Source organism: Flavobacterium sp. HTF, assembly GCF_003105115.1.
GTDB lineage: Bacteria > Bacteroidota > Bacteroidia > Flavobacteriales > Flavobacteriaceae > Flavobacterium.
The window spans coordinates 1-14922 of the sequence record NZ_QETH01000099.1; the positions used below are offsets into that span (position 1 = coordinate 1).

Here is a 14922-nt window from a genome sequence, read left to right on the forward strand (position 1 = left end):
AATGAGCGACAAAATTTTTAATTTTTCTCAAAAAAAGTCATTTTTTAGGTTAATAAATCAGTGAAAGAAAATCAATCATAGATCAATAAAATAAATGTATCTCATTGATTTCTAGGGTATAAAATTACTCTTTTTTTTTTAAATCAAATGTTAAATAGTGTTATTTTTTGCCTGTGTCACCCAATTGATAACATTGGAAGTAATTTTAGTGAAGACTTAAACTAAATTGAGTAGGTAAAAATGTAAAAATGATTTATTTTTACACTATAATTTTTTAAAACTAAACAAATAGAAATGGATTGGATAACTGCCAGAGAATTTGAAGATATAACCTATAAAAAATGTAACGGAGTTGCAAGAATCGCTTTTAACAGACCAAATGTGAGAAATGCTTTTCGCCCTAAAACGACTTCAGAACTATACCAGGCTTTTTATGACGCACAGGAAGATACCTCAATAGGAGTAGTTTTGCTTTCTGCAGAAGGGCCATCAACAAAAGATGGAGTATATTCTTTTTGCAGTGGTGGCGATCAGAACGCCCGTGGCCATCAGGGTTATGTTGGAGAAGATGGTCAGCACCGTTTGAATATTCTTGAAGTTCAGCGTTTAATCCGTTTTATGCCAAAAGTTGTCATTGCAGTAGTACCGGGCTGGGCCGTAGGTGGCGGACATAGTTTGCACGTGGTTTGTGATATGACTCTGGCAAGTAAGGAACATGCCATTTTTAAACAAACAGATGCAGATGTTACCAGCTTTGACGGAGGGTACGGATCTGCTTACCTTGCTAAAATGGTGGGGCAGAAAAAAGCCCGTGAGATTTTCTTTTTAGGAAGAAATTATTCAGCGCAGGAAGCTTTTGAAATGGGAATGGTAAATGCCGTAATCCCGCATGATGAACTTGAAGATACTGCTTTTGAGTGGGCTCAGGAAATCCTTCAGAAATCACCAACTTCTATAAAAATGCTAAAATTTGCCATGAACCTGACCGATGACGGAATGGTAGGGCAGCAGGTTTTTGCCGGAGAAGCTACACGTCTGGCTTATATGACAGAAGAAGCAAAAGAAGGAAGAAATGCATTTTTAGAAAAAAGAAAACCAAATTTCGGAGAAAATAAGTGGCTTCCGTAAAAAGTTAAAAAAATGTTTCAAGTTTCAGGTTTCAGGTTGTGAAACTCAACCCAAAACTTGAAACTTGAAACCTGAAACAAAATTAAAACTAAACAAATCATAATGAAACATTGGATTGAAGCCGCCAGGTTGCGCACATTACCTTTATCAGTTTCCGGAATTATAGTTGGCAGTATCTACGCGCTATCCAACCCAACAGAAGCCATAAACACACCAACAGAAGTTTTTAGTTGGAAAATTTTTGGTTTTGCACTTTTAACAACACTTGGTTTACAGGTTTTATCCAATTTCGCTAATGATTACGGAGATGGTGTAAAAGGTACTGATAACGAAGACAGAGTGGGTCCTAAAAGAGCTATTCAGAGTGGTGTAATTACGCCGCAGGCTATGAAAAAGGCGATTATCATTACTTCAGTCCTGACATTATTATCAGCTATAACCTTAATTTACTTTGCCTTTGGACAATCTAATTTTGGTTATTCTATCTTTTTTCTTTTACTCGGAATTGCAGCAATAGCTTCGGCAATTCGTTATACAGTAGGAAATTCAGCTTATGGATACAGAGGATACGGAGATTTGTTTGTTTTCGTTTTCTTCGGATTAGTAAGTACTCTGGGCGTTAACTTTTTATATTCAAAAGAAGTTGATCCAATTTTGATTTTGCCGGCAATTTCTATCGGATTGTTAAGTGTTGCGGTTTTAAACCTAAATAATATGAGGGATGAGGAATCAGACAGAAAATCAGGAAAAAACACAATCGTAGTTAAAATCGGTGGCAATAAAGCAAAAATATATCATTTTGCCCTGATTATTACCGCAATGGTTCTCGTAGTTATATTTGCCATTCTGAGCGATTATAATTTTGATCAATACCTGTTTTTACTGGCTTATATTCCTTTAACCAAACATTTAATTACTGTTTCTAAAAACCAGGAACCTAAGTTATTAGATCCTGAATTAAAAAAAGTGGCATTAAGTACATTTTTACTTTCATTGCTGTTAACCATCTGTATGATTTCATTAATCTCAGATATTATTGTAAATCTCTTTTTAGGAGGAAGATAACAAAAGTTCAACCATAAATTTTTCAAAATGAAAATTACATTTTACGGACACGCATCTTTAGGGATAGAAGTTGGAGGAAAACATATCATTGTAGATCCTTTTATAACCGGAAATCCACAAGCTTCGGCAATCGACATAAATACTTTAAAAGCTGATTATATTCTGCTTACGCATGCACATGGTGATCACATTTTAGATGTAGAGGCTATAGCAACCAGAACAAATGCAGTAATTGTTTCTAACGCTGAAATTGCAAGTTATTTTGCGAAATTGGGTTACAATTCGCACCCGATGAATCATGGCGGAAGCTGGAAATTTGATTTTGGAAAAGTAAAATATGTAAGCGCAATTCACTCAAGTTCTTTTCCTGACGGAAGTTACGGAGGAAATCCGGGAGGATTTGTAATCGAAGGAGAGCATAAAAATATTTATATTGCCGGAGATACAGCACTTACGTACGACATGAAACTGATTCCGTTGAGAACAAAACTGGATTTGGCAATTCTTCCAATCGGGGATAACTTTACAATGGATGTTGAAGATGCTATCATTGCTTCTGATTTTGTAGAATGCGATAAAATTCTTGGATATCATTTTGATACTTTCGGATATATCGAAATCAATCATGAAGACTCAATTCGCAAATTTTTTGATAAAGGAAAAGATTTAATGCTCCTTGGAATTGGAGAATCAATAGAATTGTAATTTTTTGCCTTAGCCACTTGTCAATGATTAAATCAAATTATTAATAATATGCTATACAATTGTGAATGTTGTGGTCTTGAGCATGAAGGATGGCCTGCTTTAACTTACAGCGTACCCAATAATTATTCTTGGCTTTCTGACGAAGAGAAAGAAGAAATGGCGGACGTAGATGAAGATTTCTGTGTAATTGAATATCCTGATGAAGTCATTAGATTTATCCGTTGTGTATTAATTCAAAAAGTAAACGATCATTGTCAGGATTTACAATATGGTGTTTGGGTGTCTTTGAGTGAAAAAAGTTTTGAGAATTATCGTGAAAATTATAATAACGATAATCATGAAACAGTATATTTTGGATGGTTAAATAATACCATAAAAGGATATGAGTTTCCGGAAAGTATTCCAACAAACGTGGTAACCCAAAAGGGAAACAACCGGCCGTTAATTTTTCCGCATGACGATTTTGATCACCCGTTTGTAAAAGATTTTTATAACGGAATTACCAAAGCTGAGGCGGAAAACCGAATTCAAAATATGATTAATGGTACTGTAAAAAAATCATAAATATGACTCTTAAAAAAATATTTTCATTCTTTTTGGTTATTTCTTTTTGTGCTGCTTATGCTCAAAAAGACGGTTATTGGGACAAAGAACGAGCTACAACAAAAGAATTTTTGGTGTCTGCAGGTGATCGTGTTGCTATCAATACAGAAGATTTGCCTGTCGGAACTACAGAAATTGTTTATAGAATTACACTTTTAGACAAAAATCAGGAAATGACAAATAGCCTGGTTTCCGTACTAAAAGCGATACCGGATCCTTATGGGATCGGCCAGGGTTCGGCAGGAGCCGTTTTTTTGATGTCAAAGATTTCAGGTGATGATGAGTGTACGTACTCTATTTTTACTACAAATGAAGATGCAAAAAAATATATTTCTGATGGAAAAACAGATACAGCATGTTTTGTTCAGTCTGAGCCTGTTAGTAAAGATGCCAAAAGATTATCGTTGGATAAATCATCATGCCTAAAGCAAAATACCACTACAATCTGGTTTGGTTTTGAAAGCAAAAACTGGATTTTGAGTCAGAAAATAGTTTTGGAAGTGGTGCCATGGGTAGATACAAAACTAAACAGGGGCTGGAATCAGGATAATAAAAATGAAATTATAAGTTTGTGCAAAACATCAACGATGGCTCAAAAAATGGCAAATTCAGATGATTTTTGTGTTTGCATCTTAAACAAAATAATAAAACAATATCGCTATTCTGAGTTTCAGAAATTATTGCCAATCGAAAAAAACAAAGCTTATAAAGATTTCGGGAATGCATGTTACAATGATGCCGATATTTCTAAAAATGTTTTTAACGATTTAAGAACCCAGATTGCAACGCTGATAAAACAACAAAAATTCAACGAAGCGATTCCAAAATTAAACACGATTATTAATGACGGAAAAGCGACCGCTTTAGACTATAGTTCCCTTGGCTACAGCTATATTATGACGAGGCAATATGCAAAGGCAATTAAATCTCTTACAGAAGGAGAAAAGCTGGATGATACGGAATTATTGGTAAAATTAAATTTAGCACACGTTTATCTTTTGAACGACGACTACAGTGCCGCAAAATCAATTTATAAAAAATACCAAAATCAAAATGTAACGGATAGCCTTAGCTGGACAGATAAAACCAAATTAGATTTTGCAGCTTTTCAAAAAGCCGGAATACAATCTAAAGACTATGAAAAAGTCCTAAAACTTTTTTAGAAAAAAAACACAGAATATCCGTAACTTATAATCAGGAAAATGCACGCCACCTACCATAAATACATGCTCGAATTTAAGCGTCCGTCGGGAACATCGCGAGGCATTATGACCGAAAAAGAAACCTGGTTTATCGTCTTGGAAGACAATGGTAAAAAGGGAATAGGTGAGTGCGGAATTCTGAGAGGATTAAGCGCAGATGACCGCGATGATTATGAGGAAAAACTGAAATGGGTATGCGAAAATATTCATCTGGGCGAAACAAAACTTTGGGAAGCCTTACTGGAATTTCCATCTATTCAGTTTGGGATAGAAATGGCTTTTTTATCTTTAAAAAGTGAAAATCCCTATGTGTTATTTCCTTCCGATTTTACCGGTAATTCTAAATCAATTGTAATTAATGGTCTGGTCTGGATGGGGGAATCTTCTTTCATGAAAGAACAAATAGAAGAAAAATTAGCTCAGGGTTTTAATTGTATCAAACTCAAAATAGGTGCCATTGATTTTCAGAAAGAACTTGAATTATTACAGTTCATCAGAAGTCATTTTTCTCCTGACCAGATCGAAATAAGGGTTGATGCCAATGGTGCATTTGGTTTAGATGAAGCTTTAGATAAACTTAATCAACTTCATAAATTTCAGCTTCATAGCATTGAACAGCCAATCAAAAAAGGGAATATAAAAGCAATGTCAGACTTATGCAAGGTAACTCCTTTTCCTATCGCTTTGGATGAAGAATTAATTGGTGTTTTTTCATTGGAAGAAAAAGAAGAATTATTGCAAAAAATCAAACCACAATATATTATTCTCAAACCCAGTTTTATTGGAGGTTTTAAAGGAACTCAGGAATGGATTACTCTTGCGGAGAAATACCATATTGGCTGGTGGGTCACATCTGCGTTGGAGAGCAATATAGGACTAAACGCAATTGCGCAATGGACATTTTTGCAAAATTCAAAAATTCCACAGGGACTGGGAACCGGAGCACTTTATACCAATAATTTTGACTGCCCGCTAGAAGTTTTAAATGGACAATTATGGTATAATACCTCTAAAAAATGGCAATCCTGTTTTCTGGAAAATGCTTAAAAAACCAATTAAAGTTTGCTTTTAGGTTTTAGAATCATTCTTTCCCGCCTCTTAAATTTTCCTGCCATTCGTTTAATTCCTGCCATTCGTTTAATTCCTGCCATTTTCCTTCATAAGCATACAGAGCTTGTTTTGCCCAGGTACTTGGATTATGAATAGCATAATTTTCGCCTGCAACATCCAGAATATCCTGGAGTTTTTCCGTTGATGCTTCAGACAAATCATGCCATGTATGGATTTCTGCATTGTGTAGCAAGCTCTCGATTTTTGGCCCGATTCCTTCTACGATTTTCAAATCATTTTCTTCAATATTTTTATTTAACGCATTGGCTGCTAAAGAACTGTCAAATGGTAAAATGGGTTCGTCAGTTAGAGGCGCTTTTATTGTATTGCTGATTTCTTTATAAGTTAGTTCAGATTCCAAAGCCAAAATTCGTGTAGTTAAATTTTTTGCATGTGCTTTGCTGGCATCCAGATCAGCTTGTAATGATGATGCAAATGAATCATCATTTTTTGAATTCATTCTTCCTAGTATGTAACCTAAAATTCCACAGATTAAGCCAACTAGTGCGGGTACTAAAAAATATGGCAAATTCATCTTTGTATAATTTTGATTAATATTTCATTGTGAGGTTTATGAGTTTCGAAAATCTGAGTCAGTCAAAATTTCAGATTGTATCAAATTTAGTGAAAAATAAATACGTAATTAGTTAATAATCAGTTATATTAATATGTGGTTAGACGTTAAATTCCATTTTAAAATATAAGTTTGCAGAAGGTCAAATACAGGGACTCAATAAAAATGAGTAACTTGCATAAAATAAAATTTATAGATCAAAATGGTTGAAATTGAAAGAAAGTTTCTTGTAAAATCGGATGATTTTAAAGAACAGGCTTTTACTCAAAATAAAATTGCTCAGGGATATTTAAGTTCTATTCCTGAAAGAACTGTGCGCGTTCGAATTAAAGGCGAAAGAGGATTTATAACCATAAAAGGAATTGGGCATCATGGCGGAATGACCCGTTTTGAATGGGAAAACGAAATTCCGGTTGATGAAGCACAGGAATTGCTTAAATTATGTGAAAAGGGCAAAATTGAAAAGACCCGTTTTGAAGTACGATCAGGAAATCATGTTTTTGAAATTGATGAATTTTATGGTGATAATGAAGGATTAGTCATGGCCGAAATCGAACTGGAATCTGAAACGGAATCTTTTGAAAAGCCCGAATGGCTTGGAGAAGAGGTTACAAATGATGAACGTTACTACAATGCCTATTTGAGTAAAAATCCTTTTAAAGACTGGAAATAAACCGTTATGACAGAACAATATGATTTAATTATTGTAGGGGGCGGTCCGATTGGTTTAGCCTGCGCAATAGAAGCACAAAATAAAAATTTACGTTATTTAATTATAGAAAAAGGGGCAATAGTAAACAGTATTTTCAACTACCCTTTGTATATGACTTTTTTTTCTACAGCAGAAAGGCTTGAGATTGGTAATATTCCGTTTAATTGTCTGGCTCCTAAGCCCGGACGTCAGGAAGCTCTGGAATATTATCGAAATATCCATCGTTATTTTAACTTCAATATTCATTTATTTGAAAGGGTTTCCGAAGTAAAAAAACAGGAAAATAATTCTTTTGAAATTATAACGGATAAAAACAGTTACAACGCCAAAAACGTAATCATAGCTACCGGATTTTATGATATTCCGATTGAAATGAGCATAGCGGGCGAGGAATTGCCAAAAGTCCGTCATTATTATAAAGAAGCACATGAATATGCTTTCAGGGATATTTTGGTCGTCGGAGCGAATAACTCTTCTGTTGATGCTGCTCTGGAATGCTGGAGAAAAGGTGCAAATGTAACGATGGTTATTCGTAAAAACGAAATAAACAATCGTGTAAAATATTGGGTAAAACCGGACATTGAAAACAGAATTGCCGAAGGAAGTATTAAAGCTTATTTTGAATCGAACATTACTGAAATCAGGGAAAATGAAGTCGAAATAGAAACTCCAAATGGCAAAATTACCATAAAAAATGATTTTGTTTTAGCCTTAACAGGTTATAAACCAGACTTAACCTTTCTGGAAAATATGGGAATACAACTTTCTGATGATGAATTGAAAATCCCTGCTTACAATCCTGAAACAATGGAAACGAATGTGAAAGGATTATTTCTGGCAGGTGTTGTTTGCGGCGGGATGCAGACCCATAAATGGTTTATTGAAAATTCAAGAATTCATGCCAATATGATTGTTGACTATATAACTAAATAAAAGTTTGCCACGAATTTCACGAATTAGCACGAATTTTTTTGCCACAGATTAAAGACTATATTTTTTATCTCCATAATCTGTGGCAAATAAAAATTAAGAACTACAAGAAAGCATAGAGCAGCCCACTTTAGATTTTGCCCAATCAGGTCTTTTTGCAAACCATTTTTCCATTTCAGGCTGTTCATCATATGGGTTTTGGAGTAATAAATACAATTCATTTACCAGAGAAAAATCGCCCTGATCTGCTGCATCAATACTCAGTTGCGCCATATAATTTCGTAAAACATATTTTGGATTTACTTTGTTCATTCTATCCTGGCGGTCTTCATCAGAAAGCTCTTCAACGTTTAATCTTTTCAGATATAAATTAAACCAGGTTATCCAGTTTTCAAGAACATTATTTGTAATTTCTTCCGGAATATAAAAAGCATCCTTAATTTTTTCTAAAGCATTTTGGGCAGAATCTTCTTTTTTGATTTTGCTTAAATTCCTAAAGAAGATGGTCATATCTGTTTCTGATAACTGCAAATTTTCTTCTAAATCTGCAATCAATTCACTGTCAGTTTCTATTGAAGTAACTATTCCTAATTTGCTTAAAAACATCATTTTATAATCTTCATTAAAATCATTCATGAAAGATTCTAAAATATCTTCTAAAGGTTTCGCGTCATTAATTAACGGATAGAGTGCATTCGCCAGCTGATATAAATTCCATTGTGCAACTTGCGGCTGATTTCCGAAACGATATCTTCTGTTTTGGCTGTCTGTTGTATTGGGAGTCCAGTTTGGATCATAATTTTCTAACCAGCCATATGGACCGTAATCAATAGTGATACCGTGGATCGACATATTATCAGTATTCATAACGCCATGAACAAAACCAACCCTTTGCCAGTGCAAAATCATTTCACGCGTTGTGTCTGCTACAGTTTTAAAGAATTGCAGATATTGTTCTTTTGGATCACCTTTGATTTCAGGAAAATAATGTCTGATTGTAAATTCTACGAATTGTTTCAGATTTTTTAATTCGTTTCTGGCCGACAGCATTTCAAAACTTCCAAAACGAATAAAGGATGGAGCTACGCGGCAAACAATAGCGCCTTTTTCGTATGCAGGATTTCCGTTATATAAAATGTCACGCAAAACTTCGTCTCCGGACTGGATGAGTGAAAGGGATCGGGTAGTGGGAACTCCCAAATAATGCATCGCTTCTGCACACAAATATTCTCTGATTGAAGAGCGCAAAACAGCCATACCATCAGCGGTTCTGGAATATGGTGTTTTTCCGGCACCTTTTAACTGCAGCATATAAAACTGGTTTTCATGCTCAACTTCAGTCAGGTTGATTGTGCGTCCATCTCCCAATTGCCCAGCCCAGTTCCCAAACTGATGTCCGGCATAACACATCGCAAAGGGGTGTGTTTCGGGAAGAATTTCTTTTCCTGAAAAAACATTCAAAAAAGATTCGGACTGAATTTCATCTTTAGAAATCCCAACCAATTCAGCCACAGATTCTGAGGCGTGAATTAGTACAGGATTAGAAGGTTTTGTCGGATTTACATATGAAAAAAGCGCATTGGAAACCTGACGAACTTCATTGGTTTCGTTAGGATCTGCAGGCAGTTCAGCAGTAAATCGGTTATTGATTTTTAAATTTTTCATTAGATTATTATGCCAGTTTATCAGCATACATTTTTTTCAATTTCTGTACTTTAGGATCAATTACAACCTGGCAGTAACCAGCTTCTTTATTCTGATTGTAATAGTTCTGATGATAATCTTCTGCTTCGTAAAATACTTCAAAAGCTTTTAATTGCGTAACAATTGGGTCTGCGTAAACGGCCTGAACTTCTTCAAAAACCTGTTCTGCGATTTCTTTTTGAGAATTGTCATGATATAAAATAATCGAACGATATTGTGTTCCGCTGTCGCCACCCTGACGGTTTAGAGTTGTCGGATCATGACTTGTCATAAAAACTGTAATCAGGTCATGGTATGAAATTATGTCAGGGTTAAACGTTACCTGTACCACTTCTGCGTGACCGGTTCTTCCGGTACAAACTTCACGGTAAGGAGGATTTTTAATAAACCCGTCTGAATATCCTGATTTTATTGTTCCAATTCCTTTTAAACGCTGAATGACAGCTTCTACACACCAAAAACATCCGCCACCAAAAGTTGCAACTGATAAATTTTCCATATATGTTTTGTTTAAGTTTAGTTGCCCTATTAATCCGATAGAATATTATGATAAATTTTTATAAAAATTGCTGTTTACTTAAAGATACCAAAAGGTTATCTAATTTTTGAAGTTTATAATTGATAAATTCTCAATTTTATAAAAAAGCAATATATTTGCAATCAAATACAGGCATACTAATGAATAGCAAAAATAGTACCATCAGTTTAGAAACCTATTTCCAGGAATTTAGACAGCATATTGTCGGTGTAAATCAAGAATTTATATCTCCATATGGCAAAAAACAGATCATTTATACTGACTGGACTGCCAGCGGAAGACTGTATCGACCTATAGAAGAGAAACTTCTGAATGAATTTGGGCCTTTTGTTGCGAACACCCATACTGAAACGACTGTGTCAGGTACTGCCATGACAAAGGCTTATCATTATGCCAGAAATATAATCAAACGTCATACTAATGCGAGTCAGGATGATGTTTTGATTACGGATGGAACGGGAATGACAGGTGTTATCAATAAATTTCAACGTATTTTAGGATTGAAAATTCCTGAAAACCTTAAAAATTGTACCACTGTTCCTGCAGAAAAGAAACCAATAGTTTTTATTTCACATATGGAACATCATTCTAATCAGACGTCCTGGTTAGAGACCATTGCAGACGTAGAAATTATTCCTTCTTGCGATAAAGGGCTTTTTAGTCTCGATAATTTAGAGCAATTATTACAGAAATATAATGACAGGACCATAAAAATTGCTTCAATTACTTCCTGTTCAAATGTTACGGGTTTAAAAACTCCTTTTCATGAAGCAGCAAAATTGATGCACCAATATCACGGTGTTTGTTTTGTTGATTTTGCATGCTCGGGGCCCTATGTAGAAATTGACATGCATCCTGCGGATCCAGAATCTTATCTGGATGCGATTTTCTTTTCGCCACATAAATTTTTAGGCGGGCCGGGAACTTCGGGTGTTTTGATTTTCAATAAAAAATTATACAATAATATGATTCCGGATTGTCCGGGCGGCGGAACTGTTAGCTGGACGAATCCGTGGGGTGAACATAAATATATCGATAATATCGAAGATCGTGAAGACGGTGGAACTCCGGGCTTTCTTCAGGTTATAAAAACCGCTTTGGCAATTGAGCTAAAAGAAGAAATGGGTATTGAAAACATTCTGCAACGTGAACATGAAATCGTTGAGTATGTTTTTAATGAATTAGAACCTGTTGCTAATATCAGGATTTTGGCGGGACAACATAAAAACCGTTTGGGAGTTGTTTCATTTTTCATAGAAGACCTTCACTTTAATTTAGGTGTCAAAATCTTAAATGATCGTTTTGGAATCCAAACAAGGGGGGGATGTAGTTGTGCCGGAACTTATGGGCATTTTTTACTTCACGTAGATCAGGAAACTTCTAATAAACTGGTAGACGAAATTACAATTGGCGATTTAATAAAAAAACCGGGATGGATCAGAATGTCAATTCATCCGACAACTACAGACGAAGAAATTGCTTTTGTTTGCAGAAGTATTAAAGAACTGGCTAAAAATCACTTGATATGGGCTTTAGACTATTCCTATAATAAAGGAACTAATGAATTTATTCATAAAAATGCTAATTCTTTTGAAGATGAATTAGTTGCCGGTTGGTTTAAATCTTAATACAGTTTAAAATATATAACAAACCAGACAGTTTTAGAAGCTGTCGGGTTTTATTTTTTTCTTAAAAAATATCTTTTAAAAATTATTTTGTTTGCTGAAACTTTTTTAGGGATAATAAAGCCTGTTTTTGTATTTTTCCCTGAAAGAATCCGGTCCAGCCCAACAAATATCCGGTTAATCCAAAGGCTTGTTTTGACCATTTCCAGACATCAAAATTATCGGTATGTTTAATGATTAATCCGTCCTGAAAGACAAATTCGGCTGCAATCTCATTGATAACATTTCTGTTGGTTCTGGTAAAATTATAGGTTGCTTTCCAATTTGCAGAACCATTAAAATCGTCAGCTTTGACATTAGAAAATTCAATTTTCAGATTTCCTTTGCTTCGGTAGATCAGCATTTCCCACATTTTAGAAACCTGTTCTTCTTTTAACAAACCAAAAGCAGGATCAATAAAGTGGACTTTTGGATGGTAGCATTCACTCATTGTTTTATAGTCAGCGTTTGCAAAAGCGGTATAGAATTTAGTAATTAAATTTTCGTTTGAATTCATTTTTGTAAAAATTAGAACATAAATATAAGACTTATTTCAGCAAAAAATATTTATAAAGCACTAATTTCTTTAGCAGTATCATATGATTTTTTTGAAGTATCATAAGCAGTAGAAAAATACTCCATTTTGTTTACCGTAGTAAAATATCCGGTCTGGTTCCCAAAAGTATTTGATCCTCCGACGATTATAAATCTTATTGATTTAATATCTGTCTTTTTTAGCTTAAGGATTTCTGCAGGGGTAAAATAGTAATAAGAAGTTGTTGTACCATCTGCAGATTCTTTTACATTTTTATCTACACATGGTATAACATCTCCATTTGCCAGATCGACATAAACACCACCGGAAATTCGGGCTTTGTCATTGGCTGTTGCAATTGATAATTTTAAAATTCCGCCTTTTTCTGTTTTTGCAATCTGAACCTTTGTTTCTCCTGTGTAAGCGTATTTTTCGCAGATAAAAGTATATTCCTGAGTAGCAGGAAAAGGTTTAGAACCATTTACAGTAATTGTTTGCTGAGCAGTCATTATAGTTGAAATAAGGAGCAAAACAAAAAGAGGCAATTTTATATTCATAGTATATTTTTTTAATCTTTTAATTTAGATTCAAAGTTTTCTTCCCAATCCATTGATTTGATGGCAGAAACCAAATTTTCTTCGTTTACAAAAACGCGAAGTTCTTTGTTGGCTACCTTTTTTGTATATAAGGCATGGTAGCGGTAGATAACTTCCTGCTTGGTTTTATAAACTCCGTCTAATTTCAAATCAACAAAACTTCCGTAATACTGTCTAAATCTCGTACAGGTTTTTGTCAGACGTTCTTCTGTTGTATTTTCCATTACAGATTTGGTCACTTCCGTTTCGTCAAATGGTTTGAACTTAGAGGTGTTGCAGGTTTCTAAAACTCTTTTGCCTAAATCGTATGCTTTTTTCTGCTGATTGGCATTAATTTCGGGAGCTTCTAGTTTTGTAATTTTCAGATCTTCAGTATCTCGGCTGATATTTTTTGATTTACATCCTGCTAACAGGGACAAACATATAATCAATATTGCTTTCTTCATAACTATTTATGTTATTTTTAATAATAAGTTAGGGTCGGGGCAATTTTCTATATAAAAATTTAAGTCATTTATATTGCAGACTCCGGGATAATCACCCTGATAATTTTCAATATTATTAATAATCTGAAAATGCAAATGTGGTGCATAATCGCCATTTATTTCAGAATTTCCAAAAGTTGCTAAACTTTCACCTTTTTTAAAAACAGCCCCAACTGTTAGGTTTTCTATACTTTCTAACGATAAATGTCCGTATAAAGTATAAAATTTTTCATTTTCAATTTCGTGTTCCAGAATAATTGTCGGTCCGTAATCTCCAAGGCCCGGGTTATTTTTAAAACTGTGCACTTTTCCGTCAAGCGGAGCCAGGATTATTGTACCGGCTTTTCCCCATAAGTCCAGACCAATATGAATATTGCGTTCGGGATTTGATCCATCTTTAAAAATGGTACTTCTCTTATATAAGTTACGTCCTTCTATATAACCTCCAAAAGCAATTTCAGCGTTATTTTTGTCTAAATATTTTGAAATAAAATCTTCAAACTGAGCAGCATCCAACGGTTTATTTACGGCCAGATCTTTATTAGTTACGGATAAATCTAAAGGGATATATTTTGAAAAATCAATATTTGTGTCAATAACTCTTGTGGGAGGCAAGGCTTTTAAAATGGAGACAAGGCTTTTCATATGGGAAATTAAACTACTTTTTGGATGATTATTAATTCGTTGTGATCTTCAATGCGTGGTAACATTTTTGAAGAAAACAATTTAACGTTTATTTCTGAAATATACTTCCTGTTTCTCACATTATGTGCTTCATCTAAAATCATAGTATTAAAAAGTACAAATCCCTGATTTTTTAAAAGGGAACAAACCCTTTCGCTGAAAAATTTTTCAAATAAAAAATTGGGCATTTTTATATCTTCAAAAACATCAATAATAATCAGATCATATTTGTCTTTTGTTTTCAGTACAAATTCAAAAGCATCATCAATAATAATTTCGAGTTGTTTAATTTGATCAAGTCTGAAATATTGATTTGCAATCTGAATTATATCAGGGTCAATTTCAACTCCTGTAATTTTACCTTTATATTCAATTTCATCAACCAGGGTTTTTATTACACTTCCTCCGGCAACTCCCAGCAATAAAATGTGTTCCATTTCAATAACTTTATCATAACCAATATTTCGGAGTCCGTACCTTAATATACGTTGCAGACTTCCATAAGAATAATTAGTGTTTTCAGAATCCAGAACCAATTCACCATTTGCCCAGGTTACTTCGATTATTTTACTTCTTGCCGATTTTTTTTTGAATATTTTTATTGGGATCAGATAACTGAATATTTTTTGAATCATTTTATAGGCGTTTTACTCAAAATACCATTTATGCAGGCTTAACCTGTAACAG

Annotated in this window: 17 protein-coding genes; 9 read left to right on the top strand and 8 right to left on the bottom strand. The window is 34.3% G+C overall.

Features of this window, described 5'->3' with window-relative positions:
• Positions 1-294: 294 nt before the first annotated feature.
• The 6 genes from DCO46_RS19545 (at position 295) to DCO46_RS19570 (ending at position 5750) form a co-directional block, all read left to right on the top strand.
• Positions 295-1128 carry a 1,4-dihydroxy-2-naphthoyl-CoA synthase gene (locus DCO46_RS19545; RefSeq protein WP_116754166.1) on the top strand — a complete coding sequence of 278 codons (834 nt, stop codon included), beginning with the start codon at positions 295-297 and terminating at the stop codon, positions 1126-1128.
• Between the two features lie 102 nt (positions 1129-1230).
• The gene (menA, locus tag DCO46_RS19550; protein WP_116754167.1) at positions 1231-2193 is read left to right on the top strand and encodes a 1,4-dihydroxy-2-naphthoate octaprenyltransferase; all 963 of its coding nucleotides are present in this window, start codon (positions 1231-1233) and stop codon (positions 2191-2193) included.
• A 27-nt stretch (positions 2194-2220) separates the two neighbouring features.
• The gene (locus tag DCO46_RS19555) at positions 2221-2898 is read left to right on the top strand and encodes a metal-dependent hydrolase (RefSeq protein WP_116754168.1); all 678 of its coding nucleotides are present in this window, start codon (positions 2221-2223) and stop codon (positions 2896-2898) included.
• A gap of 48 nt (positions 2899-2946) precedes the next feature.
• Positions 2947-3462 (top strand): DUF2199 domain-containing protein, encoded by a 516-nt coding sequence (locus DCO46_RS19560; RefSeq protein ID WP_116754169.1) that lies wholly within the window; start codon positions 2947-2949, stop codon positions 3460-3462.
• 2 nt (positions 3463-3464) lie between these two features.
• Positions 3465-4664: a tetratricopeptide repeat protein gene (locus DCO46_RS19565; RefSeq protein WP_116754170.1), complete on the top strand. Its 1200-nt coding sequence runs from the start codon at positions 3465-3467 to the stop codon at positions 4662-4664.
• 39 nt (positions 4665-4703) lie between these two features.
• Positions 4704-5750, top strand: coding sequence for an o-succinylbenzoate synthase (locus tag DCO46_RS19570; protein WP_116754171.1), 1047 nt, complete (start codon positions 4704-4706; stop codon positions 5748-5750).
• A gap of 34 nt (positions 5751-5784) precedes the next feature.
• Here DCO46_RS19570 and DCO46_RS19575 read toward each other — a convergent pair whose 3' ends face one another.
• Complete coding sequence (locus DCO46_RS19575) at positions 5785-6348, bottom strand: hypothetical protein (protein ID WP_116754172.1); 564 nt, start codon at positions 6346-6348, stop codon at positions 5785-5787.
• Positions 6349-6589: 241 nt separating this feature from the next.
• Here DCO46_RS19575 and DCO46_RS19580 point away from each other — a divergent pair, with 241 nt between their 5' ends.
• Positions 6590-7060, top strand: coding sequence for a CYTH domain-containing protein (locus DCO46_RS19580; protein ID WP_116754173.1), 471 nt, complete (start codon positions 6590-6592; stop codon positions 7058-7060).
• A 6-nt stretch (positions 7061-7066) separates the two neighbouring features.
• On the top strand, positions 7067-8032 hold the full coding sequence (locus tag DCO46_RS19585) for a YpdA family putative bacillithiol disulfide reductase (RefSeq protein ID WP_116754174.1): 966 nt from the start codon (positions 7067-7069) through the stop codon (positions 8030-8032).
• Between the two features lie 93 nt (positions 8033-8125).
• Here the strand turns inward: DCO46_RS19585 and DCO46_RS19590 are convergent, their stop codons facing one another.
• Complete coding sequence (locus DCO46_RS19590; RefSeq protein ID WP_116754182.1) at positions 8126-9694, bottom strand: protein adenylyltransferase SelO; 1569 nt, start codon at positions 9692-9694, stop codon at positions 8126-8128.
• Between the two features lie 7 nt (positions 9695-9701).
• Complete coding sequence (gene msrA, locus DCO46_RS19595; RefSeq protein ID WP_116754175.1) at positions 9702-10232, bottom strand: peptide-methionine (S)-S-oxide reductase MsrA; 531 nt, start codon at positions 10230-10232, stop codon at positions 9702-9704.
• 179 nt (positions 10233-10411) lie between these two features.
• On the opposite strand from msrA, the gene DCO46_RS19600 reads away from it, so the two are divergent.
• On the top strand, positions 10412-11899 hold the full coding sequence (locus DCO46_RS19600; protein WP_116754176.1) for an aminotransferase class V-fold PLP-dependent enzyme: 1488 nt from the start codon (positions 10412-10414) through the stop codon (positions 11897-11899).
• Positions 11900-11981: 82 nt separating this feature from the next.
• Here DCO46_RS19600 and DCO46_RS19605 read toward each other — a convergent pair whose 3' ends face one another.
• The 5 genes from DCO46_RS19605 to DCO46_RS19625 are packed head-to-tail and all read right to left on the bottom strand — an operon-like array spanning position 11982 to position 14870.
• Positions 11982-12452, bottom strand: a complete 471-nt coding sequence (locus tag DCO46_RS19605) for a nuclear transport factor 2 family protein (RefSeq protein WP_116754177.1) — start codon at positions 12450-12452, stop codon at positions 11982-11984.
• Positions 12453-12502: 50 nt separating this feature from the next.
• Complete coding sequence (locus DCO46_RS19610; protein ID WP_116754178.1) at positions 12503-13027, bottom strand: hypothetical protein; 525 nt, start codon at positions 13025-13027, stop codon at positions 12503-12505.
• 11 nt (positions 13028-13038) lie between these two features.
• On the bottom strand, positions 13039-13512 hold the full coding sequence (locus DCO46_RS19615) for a hypothetical protein (protein ID WP_116754179.1): 474 nt from the start codon (positions 13510-13512) through the stop codon (positions 13039-13041).
• 6 nt (positions 13513-13518) lie between these two features.
• Positions 13519-14196, bottom strand: coding sequence for a peptidoglycan DD-metalloendopeptidase family protein (locus tag DCO46_RS19620; protein WP_116754180.1), 678 nt, complete (start codon positions 14194-14196; stop codon positions 13519-13521).
• 8 nt (positions 14197-14204) lie between these two features.
• Entirely contained in the window at positions 14205-14870 is a 666-nt protein-coding gene (locus tag DCO46_RS19625) for a spermidine synthase (protein WP_116754181.1), read from the bottom strand.
• Positions 14871-14922: the final 52 nt, after the last annotated feature.

Coding starts and splice junctions, on each gene's coding strand:
- DCO46_RS19555 (WP_116754168.1), top strand. CDS start 2,221: ATGAAAATTACATTTTACGGACACGCATCTTTAGGGATAGAAGTTGGA.
- DCO46_RS19625 (WP_116754181.1), bottom strand. CDS start 14,870: ATGATTCAAAAAATATTCAGTTATCTGATCCCAATAAAAATATTCAAA.
- msrA (WP_116754175.1), bottom strand. CDS start 10,232: ATGGAAAATTTATCAGTTGCAACTTTTGGTGGCGGATGTTTTTGGTGT.
- menA (WP_116754167.1), top strand. CDS start 1,231: ATGAAACATTGGATTGAAGCCGCCAGGTTGCGCACATTACCTTTATCA.
- DCO46_RS19580 (WP_116754173.1), top strand. CDS start 6,590: ATGGTTGAAATTGAAAGAAAGTTTCTTGTAAAATCGGATGATTTTAAA.
- DCO46_RS19620 (WP_116754180.1), bottom strand. CDS start 14,196: ATGAAAAGCCTTGTCTCCATTTTAAAAGCCTTGCCTCCCACAAGAGTT.
- DCO46_RS19585 (WP_116754174.1), top strand. CDS start 7,067: ATGACAGAACAATATGATTTAATTATTGTAGGGGGCGGTCCGATTGGT.
- DCO46_RS19565 (WP_116754170.1), top strand. CDS start 3,465: ATGACTCTTAAAAAAATATTTTCATTCTTTTTGGTTATTTCTTTTTGT.
- DCO46_RS19590 (WP_116754182.1), bottom strand. CDS start 9,694: ATGAAAAATTTAAAAATCAATAACCGATTTACTGCTGAACTGCCTGCA.
- DCO46_RS19615 (WP_116754179.1), bottom strand. CDS start 13,512: ATGAAGAAAGCAATATTGATTATATGTTTGTCCCTGTTAGCAGGATGT.
- DCO46_RS19600 (WP_116754176.1), top strand. CDS start 10,412: ATGAATAGCAAAAATAGTACCATCAGTTTAGAAACCTATTTCCAGGAA.
- DCO46_RS19570 (WP_116754171.1), top strand. CDS start 4,704: ATGCACGCCACCTACCATAAATACATGCTCGAATTTAAGCGTCCGTCG.
- DCO46_RS19560 (WP_116754169.1), top strand. CDS start 2,947: ATGCTATACAATTGTGAATGTTGTGGTCTTGAGCATGAAGGATGGCCT.
- DCO46_RS19545 (WP_116754166.1), top strand. CDS start 295: ATGGATTGGATAACTGCCAGAGAATTTGAAGATATAACCTATAAAAAA.
- DCO46_RS19575 (WP_116754172.1), bottom strand. CDS start 6,348: ATGAATTTGCCATATTTTTTAGTACCCGCACTAGTTGGCTTAATCTGT.
- DCO46_RS19605 (WP_116754177.1), bottom strand. CDS start 12,452: ATGAATTCAAACGAAAATTTAATTACTAAATTCTATACCGCTTTTGCA.
- DCO46_RS19610 (WP_116754178.1), bottom strand. CDS start 13,027: ATGAATATAAAATTGCCTCTTTTTGTTTTGCTCCTTATTTCAACTATA.